This is a genomic window from Kitasatospora sp. NPDC057738, assembly GCF_042798815.1.
Taxonomy (GTDB): Bacteria; Actinomycetota; Actinomycetes; order Streptomycetales; family Streptomycetaceae; genus Kitasatospora; species Kitasatospora lactacystinica.
The window spans coordinates 1-18,670 of record NZ_JBHVJT010000002.1 but is presented as its reverse complement, the minus strand read 5'-3'; the positions used below and the strand labels follow the sequence as shown (position 1 = coordinate 18,670).

The 18,670-nt window shown below is 74.1% G+C and carries 17 protein-coding genes; 11 read left to right on the top strand and 6 right to left on the bottom strand.

The window, feature by feature from the left end:
- Nucleotides 1-101: 101 nt before the first annotated feature.
- From ACFVGO_RS01260 to ACFVGO_RS01245, 4 genes are all read right to left on the bottom strand, one after another.
- The gene (locus ACFVGO_RS01260) at nt 102-1,157 is read right to left on the bottom strand and encodes an SDR family oxidoreductase (protein ID WP_380630537.1); all 1,056 of its coding nucleotides are present in this window, start codon (nt 1,155-1,157) and stop codon (nt 102-104) included.
- 96 nt (nt 1,158-1,253) lie between these two features.
- Nucleotides 1,254-1,829 (bottom strand): TetR family transcriptional regulator, encoded by a 576-nt coding sequence (locus ACFVGO_RS01255; RefSeq protein ID WP_359911042.1) that lies wholly within the window; start codon nt 1,827-1,829, stop codon nt 1,254-1,256.
- Nucleotides 1,830-1,959: 130 nt separating this feature from the next.
- A complete protein-coding gene (locus ACFVGO_RS01250; protein ID WP_380630535.1) occupies nt 1,960-2,589 on the bottom strand; it encodes a histidine phosphatase family protein in 630 nt (209 codons plus the stop codon).
- Nucleotides 2,590-2,729: 140 nt separating this feature from the next.
- On the bottom strand, nt 2,730-3,668 hold the full coding sequence (locus ACFVGO_RS01245; protein ID WP_380630533.1) for an aldo/keto reductase: 939 nt from the start codon (nt 3,666-3,668) through the stop codon (nt 2,730-2,732).
- Between the two features lie 217 nt (nt 3,669-3,885).
- Between ACFVGO_RS01245 and ACFVGO_RS01240 the strand changes: the two genes are divergently transcribed.
- The 4 genes from ACFVGO_RS01240 to ACFVGO_RS01225 all read left to right on the top strand — a co-directional run bounded on the left by ACFVGO_RS01240 (nt 3,886) and on the right by ACFVGO_RS01225 (nt 7,375).
- Nucleotides 3,886-4,845 carry a glycerophosphodiester phosphodiesterase gene (locus ACFVGO_RS01240; protein ID WP_380630531.1) on the top strand — a complete coding sequence of 320 codons (960 nt, stop codon included), beginning with the start codon at nt 3,886-3,888 and terminating at the stop codon, nt 4,843-4,845.
- 10 nt (nt 4,846-4,855) lie between these two features.
- Nucleotides 4,856-5,263, top strand: a complete 408-nt coding sequence (locus ACFVGO_RS01235) for a hypothetical protein (RefSeq protein ID WP_380630529.1) — start codon at nt 4,856-4,858, stop codon at nt 5,261-5,263.
- Between the two features lie 70 nt (nt 5,264-5,333).
- On the top strand, nt 5,334-6,302 hold the full coding sequence (locus tag ACFVGO_RS01230) for a D-2-hydroxyacid dehydrogenase family protein (RefSeq protein WP_380630527.1): 969 nt from the start codon (nt 5,334-5,336) through the stop codon (nt 6,300-6,302).
- 41 nt (nt 6,303-6,343) lie between these two features.
- The gene (locus ACFVGO_RS01225) at nt 6,344-7,375 is read left to right on the top strand and encodes a hypothetical protein (protein ID WP_380630525.1); all 1,032 of its coding nucleotides are present in this window, start codon (nt 6,344-6,346) and stop codon (nt 7,373-7,375) included.
- A gap of 4 nt (nt 7,376-7,379) precedes the next feature.
- On the opposite strand, the gene ACFVGO_RS01220 is transcribed toward ACFVGO_RS01225, so the two are convergent.
- Nucleotides 7,380-8,975: a M4 family metallopeptidase gene (locus ACFVGO_RS01220; RefSeq protein ID WP_380630523.1), complete on the bottom strand. Its 1,596-nt coding sequence runs from the start codon at nt 8,973-8,975 to the stop codon at nt 7,380-7,382.
- Between the two features lie 159 nt (nt 8,976-9,134).
- Here ACFVGO_RS01220 and ACFVGO_RS01215 point away from each other — a divergent pair, with 159 nt between their 5' ends.
- The gene (locus ACFVGO_RS01215; protein WP_359911020.1) at nt 9,135-9,536 is read left to right on the top strand and encodes a GNAT family N-acetyltransferase; all 402 of its coding nucleotides are present in this window, start codon (nt 9,135-9,137) and stop codon (nt 9,534-9,536) included.
- Between the two features lie 24 nt (nt 9,537-9,560).
- Entirely contained in the window at nt 9,561-10,889 is a 1,329-nt protein-coding gene (locus ACFVGO_RS01210; RefSeq protein WP_380630521.1) for a hypothetical protein, read from the top strand.
- A 12-nt stretch (nt 10,890-10,901) separates the two neighbouring features.
- On the opposite strand, the gene ACFVGO_RS01205 is transcribed toward ACFVGO_RS01210, so the two are convergent.
- Nucleotides 10,902-13,091: an amino acid adenylation domain-containing protein gene (locus ACFVGO_RS01205; protein ID WP_380630519.1), complete on the bottom strand. Its 2,190-nt coding sequence runs from the start codon at nt 13,089-13,091 to the stop codon at nt 10,902-10,904.
- 205 nt (nt 13,092-13,296) lie between these two features.
- Between ACFVGO_RS01205 and ACFVGO_RS01200 the strand changes: the two genes are divergently transcribed.
- The 5 genes from ACFVGO_RS01200 to ACFVGO_RS01180 all read left to right on the top strand — a co-directional run bounded on the left by ACFVGO_RS01200 (nt 13,297) and on the right by ACFVGO_RS01180 (nt 18,532).
- On the top strand, nt 13,297-14,121 hold the full coding sequence (locus ACFVGO_RS01200) for an ATP-binding cassette domain-containing protein (protein WP_359911012.1): 825 nt from the start codon (nt 13,297-13,299) through the stop codon (nt 14,119-14,121).
- Nucleotides 14,122-14,250: 129 nt separating this feature from the next.
- Nucleotides 14,251-15,399: an iron uptake system protein EfeO gene (efeO, locus tag ACFVGO_RS01195; protein WP_380355964.1), complete on the top strand. Its 1,149-nt coding sequence runs from the start codon at nt 14,251-14,253 to the stop codon at nt 15,397-15,399.
- A gap of 112 nt (nt 15,400-15,511) precedes the next feature.
- Complete coding sequence (gene efeB / locus ACFVGO_RS01190) at nt 15,512-16,813, top strand: iron uptake transporter deferrochelatase/peroxidase subunit (RefSeq protein WP_359911006.1); 1,302 nt, start codon at nt 15,512-15,514, stop codon at nt 16,811-16,813.
- A gap of 47 nt (nt 16,814-16,860) precedes the next feature.
- Nucleotides 16,861-17,706 carry an iron uptake transporter permease EfeU gene (efeU, locus tag ACFVGO_RS01185; RefSeq protein ID WP_359911003.1) on the top strand — a complete coding sequence of 282 codons (846 nt, stop codon included), beginning with the start codon at nt 16,861-16,863 and terminating at the stop codon, nt 17,704-17,706.
- Between the two features lie 217 nt (nt 17,707-17,923).
- Nucleotides 17,924-18,532, top strand: coding sequence for a DUF4232 domain-containing protein (locus tag ACFVGO_RS01180; protein WP_359911001.1), 609 nt, complete (start codon nt 17,924-17,926; stop codon nt 18,530-18,532).
- Nucleotides 18,533-18,670: the final 138 nt, after the last annotated feature.

Genomic DNA, 18,670 nt, shown 5'->3' with positions numbered 1-18,670 from the left:
CAGGAGGCGCTGCGGCGGGGGCAGGATGGATTGAGTGGGGGGTTGGACCGTCGGGGGGGGAGAGGGGCGGAGCCCCCCCCCCCCCCCCCCCCACGCCGGTGTCACGGTGCGCCGAATCCCTCCTCGATCAGGCGGGTGGCCCAGCGGGTCAGGGCCGGGGCGAGGGGCGGGTGGGTGAGGCCGGCGTCGGCGGCGAGGCGATCGGCGGAGCCGGTGTCGTAGCGGTCCTCGGAGAGGAAGGTGAGGGTCTCCGGGTCGGCGCCGGTGAGGGCGCGGGGGAGGCGGCGGACCAGGGGGACGGGGATCAGGGCGCGGGGCGGGCGGACGCCGAGGTGGCGGGCGAGGAGGGCGATCAGCTCGGGGAGGCAGGGGGTGGTGGGGTCGAGGACGGTGTGGGCCGCGAGCGGGTCGCGGTCGTGCTCGGGCACGGCGGCGAGGAAGCGGGCCAGGTGGTCGACGGTGACGACGGGGAGGAAGGTGCGCCGGGTGCCGGGCAGCAGGGGGAGGCGCCCGCGGTGGAGCTGGCGGACGAGCTGGGCCGGGCCCAGGTACTGGCCGGCCTCGCCGGTCCGGGAGTGGCCGATGACGCTGCTGGGGTTGACGGTGGTGAGCGGGACGCCGAGGCGGGGTGCGGTGACCCGGACGGCTGCGTCGCCGAGGTGCTTGGAGGCCTCGTAGGCGCCGAGGCGGCTGTAGAGGGTGGCGGTGGCGGAGGGGTCGAGGGGGTACCGCGGCCGCGGGTCGCGGCCGACGCGGTAGCCGGAGAGGTGGACCAGGCGGCGCAGCCCGGGCCGGGTGGCGGACCAGTGCAGGGCGTGCAGCGCGCCGTGGACGTTGGCGGGTTCGGCCTGGGCGCGGGTGAGGCCGAAGGCGTAGCGGGCGGCGAGGTTGTGGACGTCGCGGACCTCGCCGAGCCGGGCGTCGTCCGCGGGGGAGAGCCCGAGGCCGGGGCGGGTGAGGTCGGCGGTGACGGTGGTCGGCGCGGTGCCGTCCGCGCCGTGGTCGTGCAGCCACCGGCGCAGGGTGTCCGCGCCGGCGGTGTCGCGGACGGCGGCGGCCACCGGCTCGCCGCGGCCGAGGAGTTCGAGGACGAGCCAGCGGCCGAGGAAGCCGGTGGCGCCGAGGACGAGGGTCCGGGGCGGTGGGGCGTGGGTCACGGTGAACTCCAGGGATCCAGAATCAGTAGACCGGTCTGCATATTTTTTGGGCACGGGCGGGCGGCGGCGCGGAACGGCCCGCCGCCCGCGCTCCGTCTACCGGCTGCCGAGCAAGTGCCGGACGGCGTGCCGGGCGTGGTCCAGTGGCTCGCGGCTGCGCCGGACGGAGGCGAGCAGGACGGCCCCCTCCAGCAGGGCGAGCGCCTGCCCGGCGGCGGCCCCGGCCTGCGCCGGGCCGAAGCCTTCGCGCTCCAGACGGTCGGCCAGGACCTGCTGCCAGCCCGCGTACAGCCCGGCGCAGACCGTCCGCAGGGTCTCGTTGGTGCCGGCCACCTCCAGGGCGACGGTGGCGATCGGGCAGCCGCTGGTGTAGTCCGAGCGCTCCAGGCGCTCGGCGAAGGCCTCGATCAGCTGCTCGGCGAGGGTGGCGGTGTCGGCGCCCTCGCCGGCCAGGGCCGTGAGCAGCGCCTCGACCTCCTGGCCGGCCTGGGTGAGCGCGGCGGCCACCAACTGGTCCTTGCCGCCCGGGAAGTGGAAGTAGAGCGAGCCGCGCGGGGCGCCGGTGGCGGCCACGATCCGGTTGAGTCCGGTCCCGAAGTAGCCCTGCGCCTCGATCAGTTCCCTGGTGCCGGCGATCAGCCGGGCCCGGGTCTCCTCGCCCTTGACTCCCATGCGGCGATAGTAGACCGGTCTGCATATTTTTGTCGACGGGCCGTCGGGGCCGCTCCGGCGGTCCTCCGGCGGTCGTCCGGCGATCCCTCGGGGCCCTCGGGGGCCCCTCGGAGAGGCGCTCGGGCCCTTGTCAGAACCGGAGTTGGGGAGGGTGGCCGGTCCAGTGCAGCTCCTGCGGCAGATGGCCCTGGTCGTTCAGCAGCAGCACGGCGGGCGGCCGGCCGGGGGTGTAGCGCAGGACGGTCAGCGCCGCGTTGGCTGCGTTGACACCGAGCCAGCGCCAGGCCGGGGCGTCCAGGGCGTGCCGGACCAGCCAGCCGACCAGGAAGGCGTGGGTGACGACCAGCTCGTGCCGCTCCTCGCCGCCGGGCACCGGCCCGGTGAACCGCTCGACGGCCCGCCGCGCCAGCGCGGCGCCCTGCTCCCGCTCCTGCGCCGTGGTGGACGAGAGGTAGTTCAGCAGGAACTCGGCGCTGTCCTCGGGGAGTTCGTCCCGCTCGGGCACGTACGGCACGAAGTCCCCGGCCTCCTCGCACTGCTGCGGCCGCACGCCGGTCAGCTGCTCCGCGACCAGCCGCGCGGTCTCGGCGGCCCGGGGCAGCGGGCCGTGGTGCAGCACCGAGACCGGACGGCCGGCCAGCCGCCGGCCCAGCAGGGCGGCCTGTCGGCGTCCGGCGGCGGTGAGCCCGCTGCCGTCGCCTTCGGACGCGGCCTCGCCGTGGCGGGCCAGGTAGAGGTAGCGGGTGGCGCGGTCGGTCATGCTCGGGGGCTCCTCACGGTGGACGAAGATCGATTCGCCCCGGAGTGACGCGACGTGGGCCGTGCCCGGTTCCGGCTCGGGCCGTGCCCGTTCCGGCTCGGGCGGCGCCCGTTCCGGCTCAGCCGGTGCCCGGTTCTGGCTCAGCCCGCGTGGGCCTCGTCCAGCAGCGCCAGCTCCTCGGCCGACAGCCGCAGCGCCCCGGCGGCGATGTTGTCCTCCAGGTGCGCCACGTCGCCGGTGCCCGGGATGGCCAGCACGTGCGGGCCGCGGTGCAGGGTCCAGGCCAGCCGCACCTGCGCGGTGCTCACCCCGCGCGCCTCGGCCACCGCCCGGACCTGGGTGGCCTCGGCCTCGCCGGCGCCGCCCTCCCGCCCGGCCCCGGCGATCGCGTAGAAGGGGACGAAGGCGATGCCCTGCTCCCCGCAGATCCGCAGCACCTCGTCCTGCGCCGGCGTGGCTCCGATGCCGTACGGGTTCTGCACGCAGACCACCGGCGCGATGGTCTGCGCCTCGGCGAGCTGGTGCGGGTGGACGTTGGACAGGCCCAGTCGGCGGATCAGCCCGGCCCGGCACAACTCGGCCAGCGCGCCGAAGCGTTCGGCGACCGAGTCGGTGCCGAGGACGCGCAGGTTCACCAGGTCGAGGTGGTCGCGGCCGAGCTGACGCAGGTTCTGCTCCACCTGGGCGCGCAGCCGCTCGGGGGTGCGGGCGTGCTCGACCCACTCGCCGTCGAGGCCGCGGCCGGGGCCGACCTTGGTGGCGATCACCAGGTCGTCGGCGTACGGCGCGAGCGCCCGGTTGATCAGCTCGTTGGCGGAGCGCAGTGGGGAGAAGTAGAAGGCGGCGGTGTCGATGTGGTTGACGCCCAGCTCGACCGCGCGGCGCAGCACCCGCAGTGCCTGCTCGCGGTCGCGGGGGACGGCGTGCGGGACGAGTGCCGGGCCGGTCTGGGGCAGGCGCATGGTGCCGAAGCCGATCCGGTGGACGGTGCGGTCGCCGAGCTTCCAGGTACCGGAGGCGGCGGCCGTGACGGGGGCGGCGGGGGTGACGGGGGTGTTCGCAACTGCGCTCGAAGTCATGCCCATGATGATCACTGCTGCACCGGCCTGAGCGCCAACGATTCGACCATGTGTGAATCCACGGGGGTGAGCTCGCCCACCGGGCCGGGCGGTCGGCGCTGCACGCGCGGGCGGCGTCGGCGGAGGAGTGAGCGGGTGTTGCTCCGTGCGCCGGCGTGTCGCCCCGGATGCCGGTGTCGTCGGGCCGCAGGCGCCGGACGGCCGTAATGTGCGGGACATGACACCCAATCGAGGTCCCCGGCAAGGCCCCCGGCATCCCCGGCGCCCCCGGCGGTGCCGCCGTCGGACCGTTCTCGTCGCCGCGCTGCTCGGGGCCGCCGTCGGCGCCGTCGCGCTCGCCGGGGCACCGGTGCGGTCGGCCGCCGCACCCGCCGCCGCCCCGGCCTCCGCCGCACCCGCCGCCGACACCCGGCTCCGCCCGGCCGGCGCACCGCCGACCGTGTACGCGCACCGCGGCGCCTCCTCCGCCGCGCCCGAGAACACCCTGGTGTCGGACGAGGTGGCCCGCCGGGCCGGCGCCGAGTGGGTCGAGAACGACGTCCAGCCCAGCAGGGACGGCGTCCCGTACGTGCTGCACGACGACACCGTGGACCGCACCACCGACGGCACCGGCCGGATCCGCGAGCTGACCGCCGCCCAACTGGACGCGCTGGACGCCGGCTCCTGGTTCGCCCCGGCCTACGCGGGCACCCGCCTGCCGACCCTGGCCGCCCAGTTGGAGGACCTGCGTACCCGCGGTGGCCGGCTGCTGCTGGAGATCAAGGGGCCGCACAGCCGCGACGAGGTCGCCCGGATCGTCCGGGAGGTGCGCGACCACGGCATGGCCGACCGGGTCATGGTCCAGAGCTTCGAGGTCGACGCCCTGCGCCACACCCGCGAACTGGCCCCCGAGCTGCCGCTCGCACTGCTCCGCTCCACGCTGGACGCCGACCCGGTCGCCACCGCCCGGGACCTCGGCCTGGCCGCCTACCACCCCTCGGACGAGGCGCTCTCCGCCCGCCCCGGCGCGGTCGGGGAACTGCATGCCGCCGGGGTGGCGGTCAACGTCTGGACGGTCGACCTGCCCGCCCGCTGGAGGGCCCTCACGACGGCGGGCGTGGACGGGATCATCACCAACCGCCCGGCGGAGCTGGCCGGTTGGGCCGCGGCCTGGTCGGCGTCGGGCGCCGCCGGTTAGGCTGCCCGGCGTGGAGCAGGAGAACGGGGCGGGCGCTCGGCCGACGGACGACCGGGCCGCCGAGGAGTGGGCCGCCGAGGAGTGGGTCCGCAGGCACTTCGGCCTGGTCCCGGAGCCGCAGGGCTCGCTGACCGCCTTCGACGGTCGCCTCGTCGTCGACCTGGACACCCGGCTCGTCACCATGGACGGCCGCGAGGTGCGGCTCGACCGTGCCGACGTCAAGCTGCTGCGCGGCCTGATCGAGCTGGGCGAGGGCGTGCACCAGGCGTACTCGATCATGTGGAAGGTCTACAACGCACCGTTCCACCCCCACGAGCTGACGTTCCCGATGACGCGGCTGAGATGGAAACTCGGCGAGCCCTCCTGGATCGTGCGGACCGAGGAGGGCTACGGCCTGCGGCCCCCCGAGCTGCCGTAGCCGGACGGGGACCGTCATCGAAGCCCGACCCGCCGCGCCGGGTGGCGGAGGCCTCTGCGAGAGTGCGGGCATGACGCCTCCGATCCTCAGCTGCGCCGTCCTGGACGACTACCAGGGCGTCGCCACCAGCAGCGCCGACTGGTCCCCGGTGGCGGGCCGGGTCTCGGTGACGGCCTTCCGCGAGCACTTCGGCTCGGAGGACGAGCTGGCCGCCGCGCTCGCCGGGTTCGACATCGTGGTCACCCTGCGCGAGCGGGTGCCCTTCCCGGCCTCGCTGTTCGCCCGGCTGCCGCAGCTCCGGCTGCTGGTCGCCTCCGGGATGCGCAACGCGGCGATCGACCTCGCGGCCGCGCAGGCGCACGGGGTGACGGTCTGCGGCACCGCCAGCTCGGGCACCCCGCCGGTCGAGCTGACGTGGGCGCTGCTGCTCGGACTGGCCCGCGGCATCGTCCAGGAGAACACCGCGCTGCGCGAGGGCGGCCCCTGGCAGAGCACCGTCGGCGCCGACCTGCACGGCCGCACGCTCGGGCTGCTCGGCCTCGGCCGGATCGGCGGCCGGGTGGCCCGGGTCGGCCTGGCCTTCGGCATGGACGTGGTGGCCTGGAGCCGGAGCCTGACCGACGAGCGGGCCGCCGGGGCGGGCGTGCGGCGCGCGGCCGACAAGGAGGAGCTGCTCCGCGAGAGCGACTTCGTCTCGATCCACCTCGCCCTCAACCCGGGCACCCGGGGGCTGATCGGCGCGGCCGAGCTGGACCTGATGAAGCCCGGGGCGTACCTGGTCAACACCTCCCGGGCGGCGATCGTCGACCAGGACGCGCTGCTCACCGCGCTCACCGGCGGCCGGATCGCGGGCGCGGGCGTCGACGTCTTCGACATCGAACCGCTGCCCGCCGACCATCCGATGCGCACCGCTCCCCGGCTGCTGGCCACCCCGCACCTGGGGTACGTGTCGCAGGACAACTACCGGCGCTACTACGAGGAGGCGGTGGAGGACATCGCGGCGTTCCTGGCGGGCGAACCGATCCGTCGGCTGGGCTGACGCCTCCTGCGCCAGGGGCTCCTCCGCCGCATACTGACGGCATGACGGGTGGAGACGGCGGCCGGGCCGCGGGCCGGCGCGGGGTGCTGCGGGCGGGCGCGGCGGCGCTGGTGCTGGGTGCGGCGGGGTGTACGGGCGGGAGCAGGCCGCGGGCCGCGAGCACCGGCCCGGCCGCTACGACGCCCGTAGCTACGACGCCCGCCGCCACGAGTAGCGCCGGAACGCCCGCGCGGACACCGACCCCGCTGCCCCGGCCGCCCCTCTGGCAGCCCGGCCCCGGCGAGATCCAGCCCGACGTCAAGCGCCGCGCCGTCGAGCTGGTCGCCGCGCTCGGCGCCTGGCCGCCCGGCGGGCAGGGCACGGAGGCGGCCCGTGCCCGGGTGGCGGCGCTCGGCCTGCCGCCCGCGCTGGCCGACGCCGCGGGTCCGCTCGCCCCGGCGGCGGCCGAGGCGAGCCTGGAGGTGATCGTCGCCCAGTACGGCGGCATCCTCGACGACTCGGCGAGCGTGCTCGTGGCCTGCCGTCAGTGGACGCGCGGTCCGGACGGTTCGGCGGCCGAGGGCGGCACCACGGTGGACGTCCGGCTGAGCCGGGCCGAGCCGCGCTGGACGGTCACCGAGCTGCACCCGGGAGCGGCGGGCCCGGCGGCCGCCGCACCGCCGCCCGCGGTGGCCCGGGTGCTGGCCGAGCCCCGGATCGAGCTGCCGCCCGAGGCCGCCGCCGACCTGCGCAGCGGCACCGTGCACGACAGCGTGCTGGAGGCGATGCTGCGGCTGGCCGGCCCGTACACGCTCTCGGTGAGCGTGGTGCGGACCGGCCACCCGCTGGACGTCTTCGGGACGACCCGGCCCAGCGACCATCCGCTGGGCCGGGCCTTCGACGTCTGGCGGATCGACGGGCTGGCCGTGGTCGACCCGGGTACGTCCCGGCAGCTGGTCGAGTCCTTCATGCGGGACGCGGCCGCCGCCGGTTCGTACAACGTGGGCGGGCCGGTGGCGATCCCGGGCGCCGGCAACCGGTTCTTCACCGACGACACCCACCACGACCACTGCCACGTGGGGTTCAACCACTAGGCATTCAGCTGACGTTGACCCCGCTCCAGGCCGCCGCGACCGCGTTGTATTCGGTGCTGGAGGCGCCGTACAGGTCGCGGGCCGCGTTCAGGGAGGCGGCGCGGGCGCCCTTGTAGTTGGTGGTGGAGGTCATGTAGACGGTCAGCGCGCGGTACCAGATCTTGGCGATCTTGTCGTGGCCGATGCCGGTCACCGTGGAGCCGTTGCAGGTCGGGCTGTTGTAGGTGACGCCGTTGATGGTCTTGCTGCCGCTGCCCTCGCTGGCCAGGTAGAACCAGTGGTTGCCGACGCCCGAGGAGTAGTGCACGTCGAGCCTGCCGACGCTGCTGCTCCAGCAGTCGGCCGAGGAGCCGTCCAGCGAGGGCTTGTCGAAGCGGCGCAGCCACGGCGGGGTGGACTGGTCGCTGAACAGGTAGTCGCCGGTGTCGACGCTGTTGTTGGCGTACCACTCGACCATGGTGCCGAAGATGTCGCTGGTGGACTCGTTGAGGCCGCCGGACTCGCCGCTGTAGCGCAGGTTGGCGGTGGCGCTGGTGACGCCGTGGGTCATCTCGTGGCCCATGGTGTCGAGGTCGACCTGCTCCGGGTCGCTGCTGCCGTTGCCGTCGCCGGTCATCATGCAGAAGCAGCTGTCGGACCACTGGGCGTTGTCCCAGTTGGTGCCGACGTGGACGAAGACGGTGGCGCCCTTGCCGTCGTTCTTGATGCCGCTGCGGCCGTGGACGTTCTTGTAGTAGTCGTACGTCCAGGCGGTGTTGGCGTGGGCGTCGACGGCGGCGGTGGAGCGGTCGGTGGAGAACTTCTTCCCGTCGCCCCAGACGTTGGTGGTGCTGGTGAACGCGGTGCCGGAGGTCGCCTTGATCGAGCTCGCGGAGAGGTTGTTGGCGTCCTTGGTGACGTGGCCGCGGACCGGGTCGGTCAGGGTGTAGCCGCCGCCGGACTTGGCGGTGGTGTCGATGCTGATCCTGCCGGTGTACTCGGAGTTCCCGGTGCCGGTCGCCTGGTGCTCGGCGTCGTAGGACTCGATCTGCTCGCCGGTGGTGGCGTCGGTGACGACGACCTTGCCGGCCGGCTCGCCGTGCGCGCCGGTGCCCTCGACGGTGGTGCGCCAGGCCAGCCGGGGCGTGCCGTCGGCGGCCCAGACGACCAGCTCGGGGGTGCTGACGGCGTCCTGGACGCCCGGGGCGGCGGCGAGCGCGCCGGCCGCGCCGGACTGCGCGGTCACCTTCGGGACGGTCGACTTGACGGCGGCGTCGTGGGCGGCCGCGCGGGAGGAGTCCTTGAGCCTGCCCTTGGCGTCCTGGTGGATGACCAGGTCGCCGCCGACCACCGGCAGGCCCTGGAAGGTGCGGTCGAAGCGGACGTGCGAGGCGCCGTCGGCGTCCAGCACGACGTCCTTGAGCACGAGGCCCTGGCCGGCGCCGAAGCCGAACACCCCCGCGTTGTGGGTGACGTTGGCGCGGGCCTGGGATATCGCGGCCTCGCGCGGGGCGGTGGCGGCGGAGGCCGTGGCGGCCGGGACGGTGGCGCCGGCGAGGGCGGCGACGACCGCGACGGCTCCGGCCACGCGGGCACGGCGGGAGGAAGGCGTGGGGGTCACTCTGACTCCAGTGGGGGTAGCTGTGCAGGGAAAGGAGCTGCGTCAGAGATTGACCGGGGTCAGTCAGATTCAGCTAGAGGGAAGGTCATAACTTTGCCAAGTCGTGTCCTTGGTCGATAAAAAATGATCAGAACTTAACAAGGGGTCTACAGTGCCGTCGTGACGATCGACTACCTGTGGCGCGGCCCGCTCACCGACCCCGAACTCGACACCCTGCACGCCGAAGGCTTCGGCCACCCCGGGGAACCGGGCGACCGGATCGCCCGCCTGGAGCGGCACAGCCTCGGCTGGGTCACCGCCCGGCGCACCGCCGACGACGCCCTGGTCGGCTTCGTCAACCTCGCCTGGGACGGCGGCGCCCACGCCTTCCTGCTCGACACCGTGGTCGCCCCGGACGCCCGGCGGCAGGGCATCGCCACCCGGCTGGTCGCCGAGGCCGCCGACGGCGCCCGCGCGGCCGGCTGTACCTGGCTGCACGTCGACTACGAGCCCCACCTGCGCCCCTTCTACCTCGACGCCTGCGGCCTGCGCCCCACCGACGCGGGGCTGTTGGCGCTCTGACCACACGCCCTAGGCTTCCGTCCCATGGACGGATGGGTGGGGGCCTGGACCGGTGGCCGGGCGGCGGTCCACGTGGGCGACGTGGCGGACTTCAACGCGCAGTTCCTCGCACCCGGCATGGACGAGGCCCAGCGCCTGCGTCGGCTGCGGCAGGCGCACCACTACGCCTGCCTGGCCGTCTGCTACAGCCCCGAACCGGCCCTGCTGGTCCTGCCCGCCGAGGTCGCTCCCGAGTGGACCGACTGGCTGGCCCGGGAGTTGGCCTGGGGCCCGGTCGAGGTGCACAGCGGTGTGGCGCCGGACCGGACGGTGGCCGAGGCACTCGCCATCCGCCCCGCCCTGGCCGCCCGGATCGCCGACTCCGGCCGCCCGGTGGTGAGTTGGGGGCGGAACGCCGCACACGGCGAGGGGCCCGAGCTGGCCGCCGTGCGCCGCTACGAGTCCAAGGCCGCCGCCCACGAGCTGTTCGCCGCCCTCGCCCCCGGGCACCCGGGGATCGTGGTCCCGGACCAGGAGCGCCCGGCCGGCCGCCGCCGGGCCGCCCGTCGGCTCACCGCCCGCGCCGTCCGCGGGCGGACCACCGTACTGAAGAGCCCGTACGGTGTCGGCGGCTACGGCACCGTGGTGGTGGAGCCCGCCGAGCTGTTCGCGGCGGGCGGCGGCAGGGCGCTGCTGCGGCACCTGGTGCGTACCGAAGTCCTTCCGCCCGAGGGTGAGTTGCTGCTGGAGGAGTACGTCGATCCGGGCCCGGCGGCCCGGCTGCGCGACCTCACCTACGACGCCCTGGTCGGCCAGGACGGCACCGTCCACCCGGTCGGCGCCGGTGCCATGGACGTGGCCGGCACCCGCTACCAGGGCGTCACCGTCGGCCCCGGCGTGCTGCCGAAGGAAGCCGCCGACACCGCCCGCCGGTTCGCCCTGGCGGTGGGGGAGCGGCTGGCCGCCGAGGGCTACCGCGGCTGGTACGACGTCGACTTCGTCACCGACCGGGAGCGCCGGCTCGCCCCCACCGAGATCAACCTGCGGCTCACCGGCCCGGCCGTCGCCTTCGTGCTGGCCGCCCGCCTCGACCGGGTGCGCGGCCCCGGCCACCTGGTGCGCACCCTGGACGGGATGCCGCTCGGCGCCCGGCTCGCCCCGGCCGCGCTGCACGACCACCTGGAACGGCTGCGCCCGCGCTGCGCCCGGCTCGGCGTCACCCTGCTGCCGCTGATCCCGACCGCCTGCCACGACCCGGAGCCCGTCGTCGGCCTCGCCCTCGCCGGGCCGGACGCCGAGGCGCTGGACGCGGCCGAGGCGCTGGTCGAGGCCGCGAACCAGGGGCTGACCGGGATGTTCGAGGCGCTCAGGTGATGTTCGAGGCGCTCAGAGATGCCGGCCCTTCCTTTCGCCCCCTCCGGCCGGAGGCTGCCAGAGCATGAACCGGATCAGCACCAGCGCCGCGAGCATCAGCGGGACGTTGAACGCGAACACCATCACGGTCTCGCGCAGCCAGTCCGTGGCCTTGGTGAGCCGGTACAGGTTGTCCTGCGGCCACCAGTTGACCAGCAGCCAGGTGATCGCCAGGTGGGCCAGCGCCGAGAGCCGGACCGGCCTGCCCTGCCGCAGGACGGCCTCGAAGCCGGCACCGAACCAGACGAGCCCGGCGCCGAACGCCAGGTTCTCGCACAGATAGAGCAGCCGGAACCAGCCGCTGTACGGGGAGGGGACGCCGGTGAGATCGGTCGATCCGGGGAAGAGCACATCGGTCATCGCCCACGCGCCCGCGGCGAAGATCAGCACGCAGAAGACCGCGCCGCAGCCGCTCCCGACGTCCGAGTCCCCGGAACCGCCGCCCGCCTTGCCGCCGCTCCGGCCGCCGCCCCCGGTCTTGCCGCCGCTCCGGCCGCCACCGGCCTTGGCGGAGCGCCGGGCGGCGTGTCCCGGCGGGGCCGGCAGCGGCAGGGCCGCGCGGTTCAGCTTGCCGGCCCGGGTGCGCGGCAGCTCGGGAACCGGGACGACGGCGGCGGGCACCGACTGGCCCCTGAGCGCGGTCCTCAGGTACTGGGAGAGCGACCAGCCGTCGGCGCCGTCCGTGCCCGGCTCGGTCACCGCGTAGCCGACCAGCTGCGGCTTCCCCGGCACCGTCTCCACCTCGACGACGGCCGCCTCCCGCACCGCCGGGTGCCCGCGCAGCACGCCCTCCGCGCGGACCGCCGCCCGGACCCGCGCCAGCACGCTTGTCGGCCGTCTCGTGCCGAGCGGTCCGATCACGGTCGCGGCCCGGGCGGTGAACTCCAGCACGCCGTCCGCCCGCAGCACCCCGAGGTCGCCGGTCAGCAGCACCCGGCCGTCCGGGTCGAAGTCCGCCCGGACGAAGCGACGGGCGGTGTCCGTGGGCCGGTTGAGGTAGCCGCGGGTCAGGCCGGCGCCGGCGATCGCGATCTCGCCCGTCATGCCCTGCTTGGCGGGGGTGCGGTTCGGGCCGAGCACGTACACCCGGGTGCCGGGAAAGGGCCGGCCGACCAGCGAGACCCGTTCGGCGCCCTCGGCGGCGGCGGTGCCCCGCGCGTCGAAGTAGGTGCTGTCCACGGTGGCCTCGGCCAGCCCGTAGACGTTCAGCACCCGGGTGCCCGCGCCGAGCAGGCGTTGCAGGCCCAACTGCTCGTCCAGGTACCACTTCTCGGCGCCGACGGTGAGCAGCCGTACCCCGGGCAGGCCCGCGCCGGCCCCCGCGCCGCCGGCCTCGGCCAGCAGGGCGGTCAGCCGGCGCGCGGTGCGGACGTTCAGCTCCAGGACGGTGATCCGCTCCGCGGCCACCAGGGCGGGCAGCGCCCCGAGGTCGGCGGCGCGGTCCAGGGTGAGGTTGAACGGGGTGACCACCAGGGTGGCGCCGGTGCAGAGCGCACGCACCCAGTCGGCGGTGAAGACGTCGAACTCCAGGCTCGCCGTCTGCAGGATCCGGTCCTCGGCGGTCAGCTCGTACACCTCGCGCCAGCCCTCGTACGCGGCCAGCAGGTTGCGGTGCTCGACCAGCGCGCCGGCCGGCAGGCCGGTGGAACCGGAGGTGTAGAAGACGCAGGCGAGGTCCCCGGGGCCGGTCTCGGGCGGCGCGAACGGCGCCGTCACGAGTGTCTCCGTCGCGGGTGTCTCCGTCGTGGGTGTCTCCGTCGTGGGTGTCTCCGTGTCGACGCAGACCAGCCGGGCCCCGCCGGCGTCCGCCAGCCGCACCCGGTGGCACTCCTCGGTGACCACCAGGTCCGGTGCGGCGTCCGCGAGCACGTGCCGCAGCAGCGCGTCCGGCGCGGCCGGTTCCAGCGGCACGAACGCCGCGCCCGCCTTCAGCACGGCCAGCAGCGCCACGTACACCTCGGTGCCCCGGCCGAGTGCGACCGCCGCCCGGCCGCCCGGGGCCAGGCCCCGCTCCGCCAGCACCGCGGCCAGCCGTCCGGCCCGCGCGTCCAGCTCCCCGTAGCTCAGCTCCCGCCCGCCGCAGCGCACGGCCACGGCCTCCGGCGCCAGCCGGGCCTGCCGTTCGACCAGCGCGTGCAGGGTGTCCACCCGCTCCCCGGTCATCCTCGTCCCCCTCGTCCCCGCTTCCCCTCGGAGGCACGATCCTCCTCCCAACTCCCTCCGGACAACAGGGTTCTGGCGCGTCCACCCCTCGGACGTCCGGGCCCGTCCACGGCCGACGGTTGTACTCTGCACGCGGACGGACGGCGCCGGCCCGTCCGGTGCGGCGCCCCGCCCGCACCCTGCCCGGCGCCGCGATCGGAGTCCCATGAATTCATCCGCCCCCGACTTCGACGGGCCGCTGCTGCGCACCCGGGACGTGGACGTCGTGCGCGACGGCCGCCACCTGTTGCGCGGGATCACCCTGGAGATCCGGCCGGGCGAGCACTGGGCGCTGCTCGGTCCGAACGGCGCGGGCAAGTCCACCCTGCTCGCGCTGCTCGGCGCGGTCTCCCACCCCACCCGCGGCGAGGTGGACGTGCTCGGGCGCCGGCTCGGCCGGGTGGACGTCCGCGAGCTGCGCGCCCACCTGGGGCACGTCAACCCGCGCCACCCGCTGCGTTCGCCGCTGACCGTGCGCGAGGTGGTGCTCACCGGGCACACCAACACGATCGAGCCGGAGTTCCACCGCAAGCCGGCCCCGGAGGCGCTGGAGCGGGCCGAGCGGCTGATCGACACGCTCGGGATGCGCGCGATGGCCGACGCCGCGTGGACCACGCTGTCCCAGGGCGAGCGCGGCCGGGCGCTGATCGCCCGCGCGCTGATGCCCAGCCCCCGGCTGCTGCTGCTCGACGAGCCCGCCACCGGGCTCGACCTGACCGCCCGCGAACTGCTGCTGGACAGTCTGGACCTGCTGCGCCACCAGCATCCGGAGCTGGCCAGCGTGCTGGTCACCCACCACCTGGAGGAGCTGCCGGAGAGCACCACCCACGCCCTGCTGCTGCGCGGCGGCGAGTGCGTCGCGGCCGGGCCGGTGGCGGAGGTGATGACGACGGAGCTGATCAGCGAGACCTTCGGGCACCCGATCAGGATCAGCCGCCACGAGGGCCGCTGGACGGCCCGGGCGGCCGCCCGCCGGACACCGGGAAGGTAACGGTTCAGGGGGTGGGTGTAGACGAAAAATCGTCTTTACGTAAGGTATGCCTTAGCTAATGATGGTCGGCTGGCCCCCAGCCGCCCGCACTGCCATGGCACACCCATGCCCTTTTCCGTTGGAGCCCGCATGTCCGCCCGTCGCCGTTCCACCGCAGCCGCGCTGCTCACCCTCGCCGTGGCGACCGCAACCCTGGCCGGCTGCGCGTCCAAGAAGGACGACAAGGCGGCCTCCTCCGGCGCGGTCACGGTGAACGCGACCGACACCGCCTGCGAGGTCTCCAAGACGACCTTCCCGGCCGGCCACGTCGTGCTGGACATCAGCAACAAGGGCTCCAAGACCACCGAGGTCTACGTCTACGGCGACGGCGACAAGATCGTCACCGAGCGCGAGAACATCGGCCCCGGCACCAAGGCCAGCATCAACGCCGAGATCAAGGCCGGCTCGTACGAGATCGCCTGCAAGCCCGGCATGGTCGGCGACGGCATCCGCCAGAAGATCACCGTCACCGGCGAGGGCGGCAGCGCCGCGCCGACCGACCCGCGCCTGGCCGCCGCCGTCACCGCCTACCGCACGTACGCCCAGGAGCAGGCCGACGCCACCATCCCGGCCGTCGAGGCCTTCGCCGCCGCGATCAAGTCCGGCGACCTGGAGAAGGCCAAGTCGCTGTACGCGCCCTCGCGCACCGGCTGGGAGCGCACCGAGCCGGTCGCCGAGAGCTTCGGCGACGTCGACCCGAAGACCGACACCCGCGAGGACAAGCTGGAGCAGGGCCAGGAGTGGACCGGCTGGCACAAGCTGGAGAAGTCGCTCTGGGCCGACGCGAAGATCGGCGACGACGAGAAGAAGCTCGCCGACCAGCTGGTCGCCGACCTCAAGGACTGGCAGAAGAAGATCCCCGAGGCCGAGATCACCGCGACCAGCATGGCCAACGGCGCCAAGGAGCTGCTGGACGAGGTCGCCACCAACAAGATCACCGGTGAGGAGGACCGCTACAGCCACACCGACCTGGCCGACTTCCAGGCCAACGTCGAGGGCGCGCAGAAGGCCTACGAGCTGCTGAAGCCGGTCGCCTCCGAGAAGGACGCGGAGCTCGCGAAGACGCTGGACTCCGAGTTCGCCGCCATCAACGCCCTGCTGGCCAAGTACAAGCAGGCCGACGGCACCTTCACCTCCTACGACAAGGTCACCGAGACCGAGCGCAAGGCCTTCTCCGACGCGGTCAACTCGCTGGGCGAGCCGCTGTCGAAGCTGGCCGCCGCCGTGGTCGTCAAGTAACCGGCCACCCCGCCCGAAGTACCCCGCCGACGCCGTGGCGGCCCGCGATCCGGGCCCCACGGCCTCCGTGGGTCAGCGCACAGTCCAGCACAGTAGAAGGGCCCGCCCGCCGATGGACGCGGAGAACGAGCAGCAGAACGGGACGCCGGCCACCGCCGACGCCTCCGGCACCAGGAGCGCGGTCAGCCGACGCGCCGTCATCGGCTGGGCCGGCGCGGGCGTCGCGCTCGGCGCCGCCGCCGTCGGCTCGGTGGCGGCCGCCACCCGGCAGGACGACGCCGTCCCGGTCGCCGCCCCGGTCGGCGCCGAGCTGCCGTTCTACGGCGAGCACCAGGCGGGCATCTCCACCCCGGTCCAGGACCGGCTGCACTTCGCCGCCTTCGACGTCTCCGAGAAGGCCACCCGGGAGTCCCTGGTCAAGCTGCTCAAGGAGTGGACCAAGGCGGCGGCCGCGATGACCGGCGGCCGCGAGGTCGGCACCGGCGCGGTGCCCGGCTCGCCGGAGGCGCCGCCGGACGACACCGGCGAGGCCCTCGGCCTGCCCGCCTCCCGGCTCACCCTGACCATCGGCTTCGGCCCGAGCCTGTTCGAGAAGGACGGCGTGGACCGCTTCGGCCTCCGGGCCAAGCGCCCCGAGGCCCTGATCGACCTGCCGAACTTCAAGGGCGACAAGCTCGACCCGACCCGCAGCGGCGGCGACCTCTGCGTCCAGGCCTGCGCCGACGACCCGCAGGTCGCCGTGCACGCGATCCGCAACCTGGCCCGGATCGGCATGGGCACCGTCAACATCCGCTGGTCGCAGCTGGGCTTCGGCAAGACCTCCTCGACCACCCCGGACGAGCAGACCCCGCGCAACCTGATGGGGTTCAAGGACGGCACCCACAACATCGCGGGCACCGACACCGGGAAGCTGGCCGACCACGTCTGGGCCGCGCCCGGCGACGGCCCGGAGTGGATGACCGGCGGCTCCTACCTGGTCGCCCGGCGGATCCGGATGCACATCGAGACCTGGGACCGCGCCTCGCTCAAGGACCAGGAGGACACCTTCGGCCGCACCAAGGGCGAGGGCGCCCCGTACGGCAAGGGCAAGGAGCACGACGCGCCGGACCTCAAGGCGATGCCCGCGACCTCGCACGTCGCGCTCGCCCACCCGGACGCCAACGACGGCCTGATGATCCTGCGCCGCGGCTTCTCCTTCACCGACGGCACCGACGGCCTCGGCCGCCTGGACGCCGGGCTGTTCTTCCTCGCCTACCAGCGCGACACCCGCAAGGCCTTCGTTCCGCTGCAGACCCGCCTCGCGGCGAGCGACAAGCTCAACGAGTACATCCAGCACGTCGGCTCCGCCCACTTCGCCTGCCCGGCGGGCGTGCGCAAGCCGGGGGAGTGGTGGGGCCAGGCCCTGCTCGGCTGACCCCACCCGCCCCCCCGGTACCACCTCTACACCCCCCAGGAGCCCGCGTGTTCGGCAACTACCTGATCGGCCTGCGCGAAGGCCTCGAAGCCAGCCTGGTCGTCTGCATCCTGATCGCCTACCTGGTCAAGACCGGCCGCAAGGACCGGCTGCCGCCGGTGTGGATCGGCGTCGGCTCGGCCGTGGCGCTCTCCATGGCCTTCGGCGCGCTGCTGCAGTTCGGCTCCTCGCAGCTCACCTTCGAGGCCCAGGAGGCGCTCGGCGGCTCGCTGTCGATCATCTCGGTCGGCCTGGTGACCTGGATGGTGTTCTGGATGCGGCGCACCGCCCGGCACCTGAAGACCGAGCTGCACGGCAAGCTGGACGCGGCGATCGCGATGGGCACCACGGCCCTGGTGGTCACCGCCTTCCTGGCCGTCGGCCGCGAGGGCCTGGAGACCTCGCTGTTCATCTGGACCGCGGTCCAGGCCACCGGCGACGGCTGGAACCCGCTGATCGGCGCCGCGCTTGGCCTGCTCACCTCGGTGCTGCTCGGCTGGCTGTTCTACCGGGGCGCGCTGAAGATCAACCTGGCCAAGTTCTTCACCTGGACCGGCGCGATGCTGGTCGTGGTCGCGGCCGGCGTCCTCGCCTACGGCGTGCACGACCTCCAGGAGGCCGGCTGGCTGCCCGGTCTGCAGAGCACGGCCTTCGACATCTCCAGCACCATCCCCAAGGACAGCTGGTACGGCACCCTGCTGAAGGGCGTCTTCAACTTCCAGCCGGACCCGACGGTGCTCCAGCTGGTGATCTGGCTGCTCTACCTGGTCCCGACCCTGGCCGTGTTCTTCAACGTCCTCGGCGGGAAGAGCGGGAAGCCCGCCCGGCCGGTGGCCGCGAAGCCGGCCGCCTGATCCGCTCCTCCTCCACCCGTACCGCCCCGTCCGGCACCCGCCGGGCGGGGCGGTGTCGTATGAGCGGCGCCAGTTCGCGCCAGTAGCGGCCGAAACCGGTCAGGAAAAGGAAGAAAACGGTCAGCTCTGACAAACTGCAGCCTCAATGGAACCGTTCTGCCACGGCCTTCGTACTTAGGGTGACAGACCCATGCCATTACTCACCCTTGGGGGGACCATGACCGTTCGCAGGCCTGCCAGGTTAGTCGCCGCCGGTGTCGCCGCCCTCGCGGCGACCGTCCTGCTGACCGCGTGCGACGACGTGAAGTACACCGACGACAAGCCGGGCGACCCGAAGGCGAGCGCCGCCGGGGCCACCGTCCCCGGCGACCCGATGGCCGGCCAGGCGGCCGGTTCGCGGTGCAAGAGCGACGAGATCACGGCCACCGTGCAGCTCAAGGGCGCGGGCTCGGCCATGCTGACGATCAAGAACAAGAGCGACCACAACTGCACCCTGTACGGGTACCCGGGCTTCGGCGGCCTGAAGGCCGACAACAGCGCGGACGCGCTGTCGGCCAACCGCGAGGCCCACCCCGGGCCGGCGGTGCTGGTCACCCTGAAGCCCAACAAGTCCGGCTACGCGGGCCTCAAGTGGAGCGCCTGCGACAAGTCGGACGCGACCTGCCACGTGCTCACCGGCCTCCAGATCACCGCGCCGGACGAGACCACGCCGGTCACCGCCGAGGTGCTCGGCACCGACGGCAAGCCGGCCGGCCAGCTGCTGGTCTCGGCCGCCGGGGTGACCACCGGCACGCTGCAGCCGAACAACGAGAAGGTCCTGTTCTGACCGGTGCTGTCCACCTGATGCCGCTCGGCCGACGAAAGTCGCCCGACGACGCACCGGAGCCCCCAGGGGGGTTTGACGAGAAACGCCCCGGGGGTTCCAGGCTTCCCTACCCCCCGACCGCCCATGGGTCTTTATTGA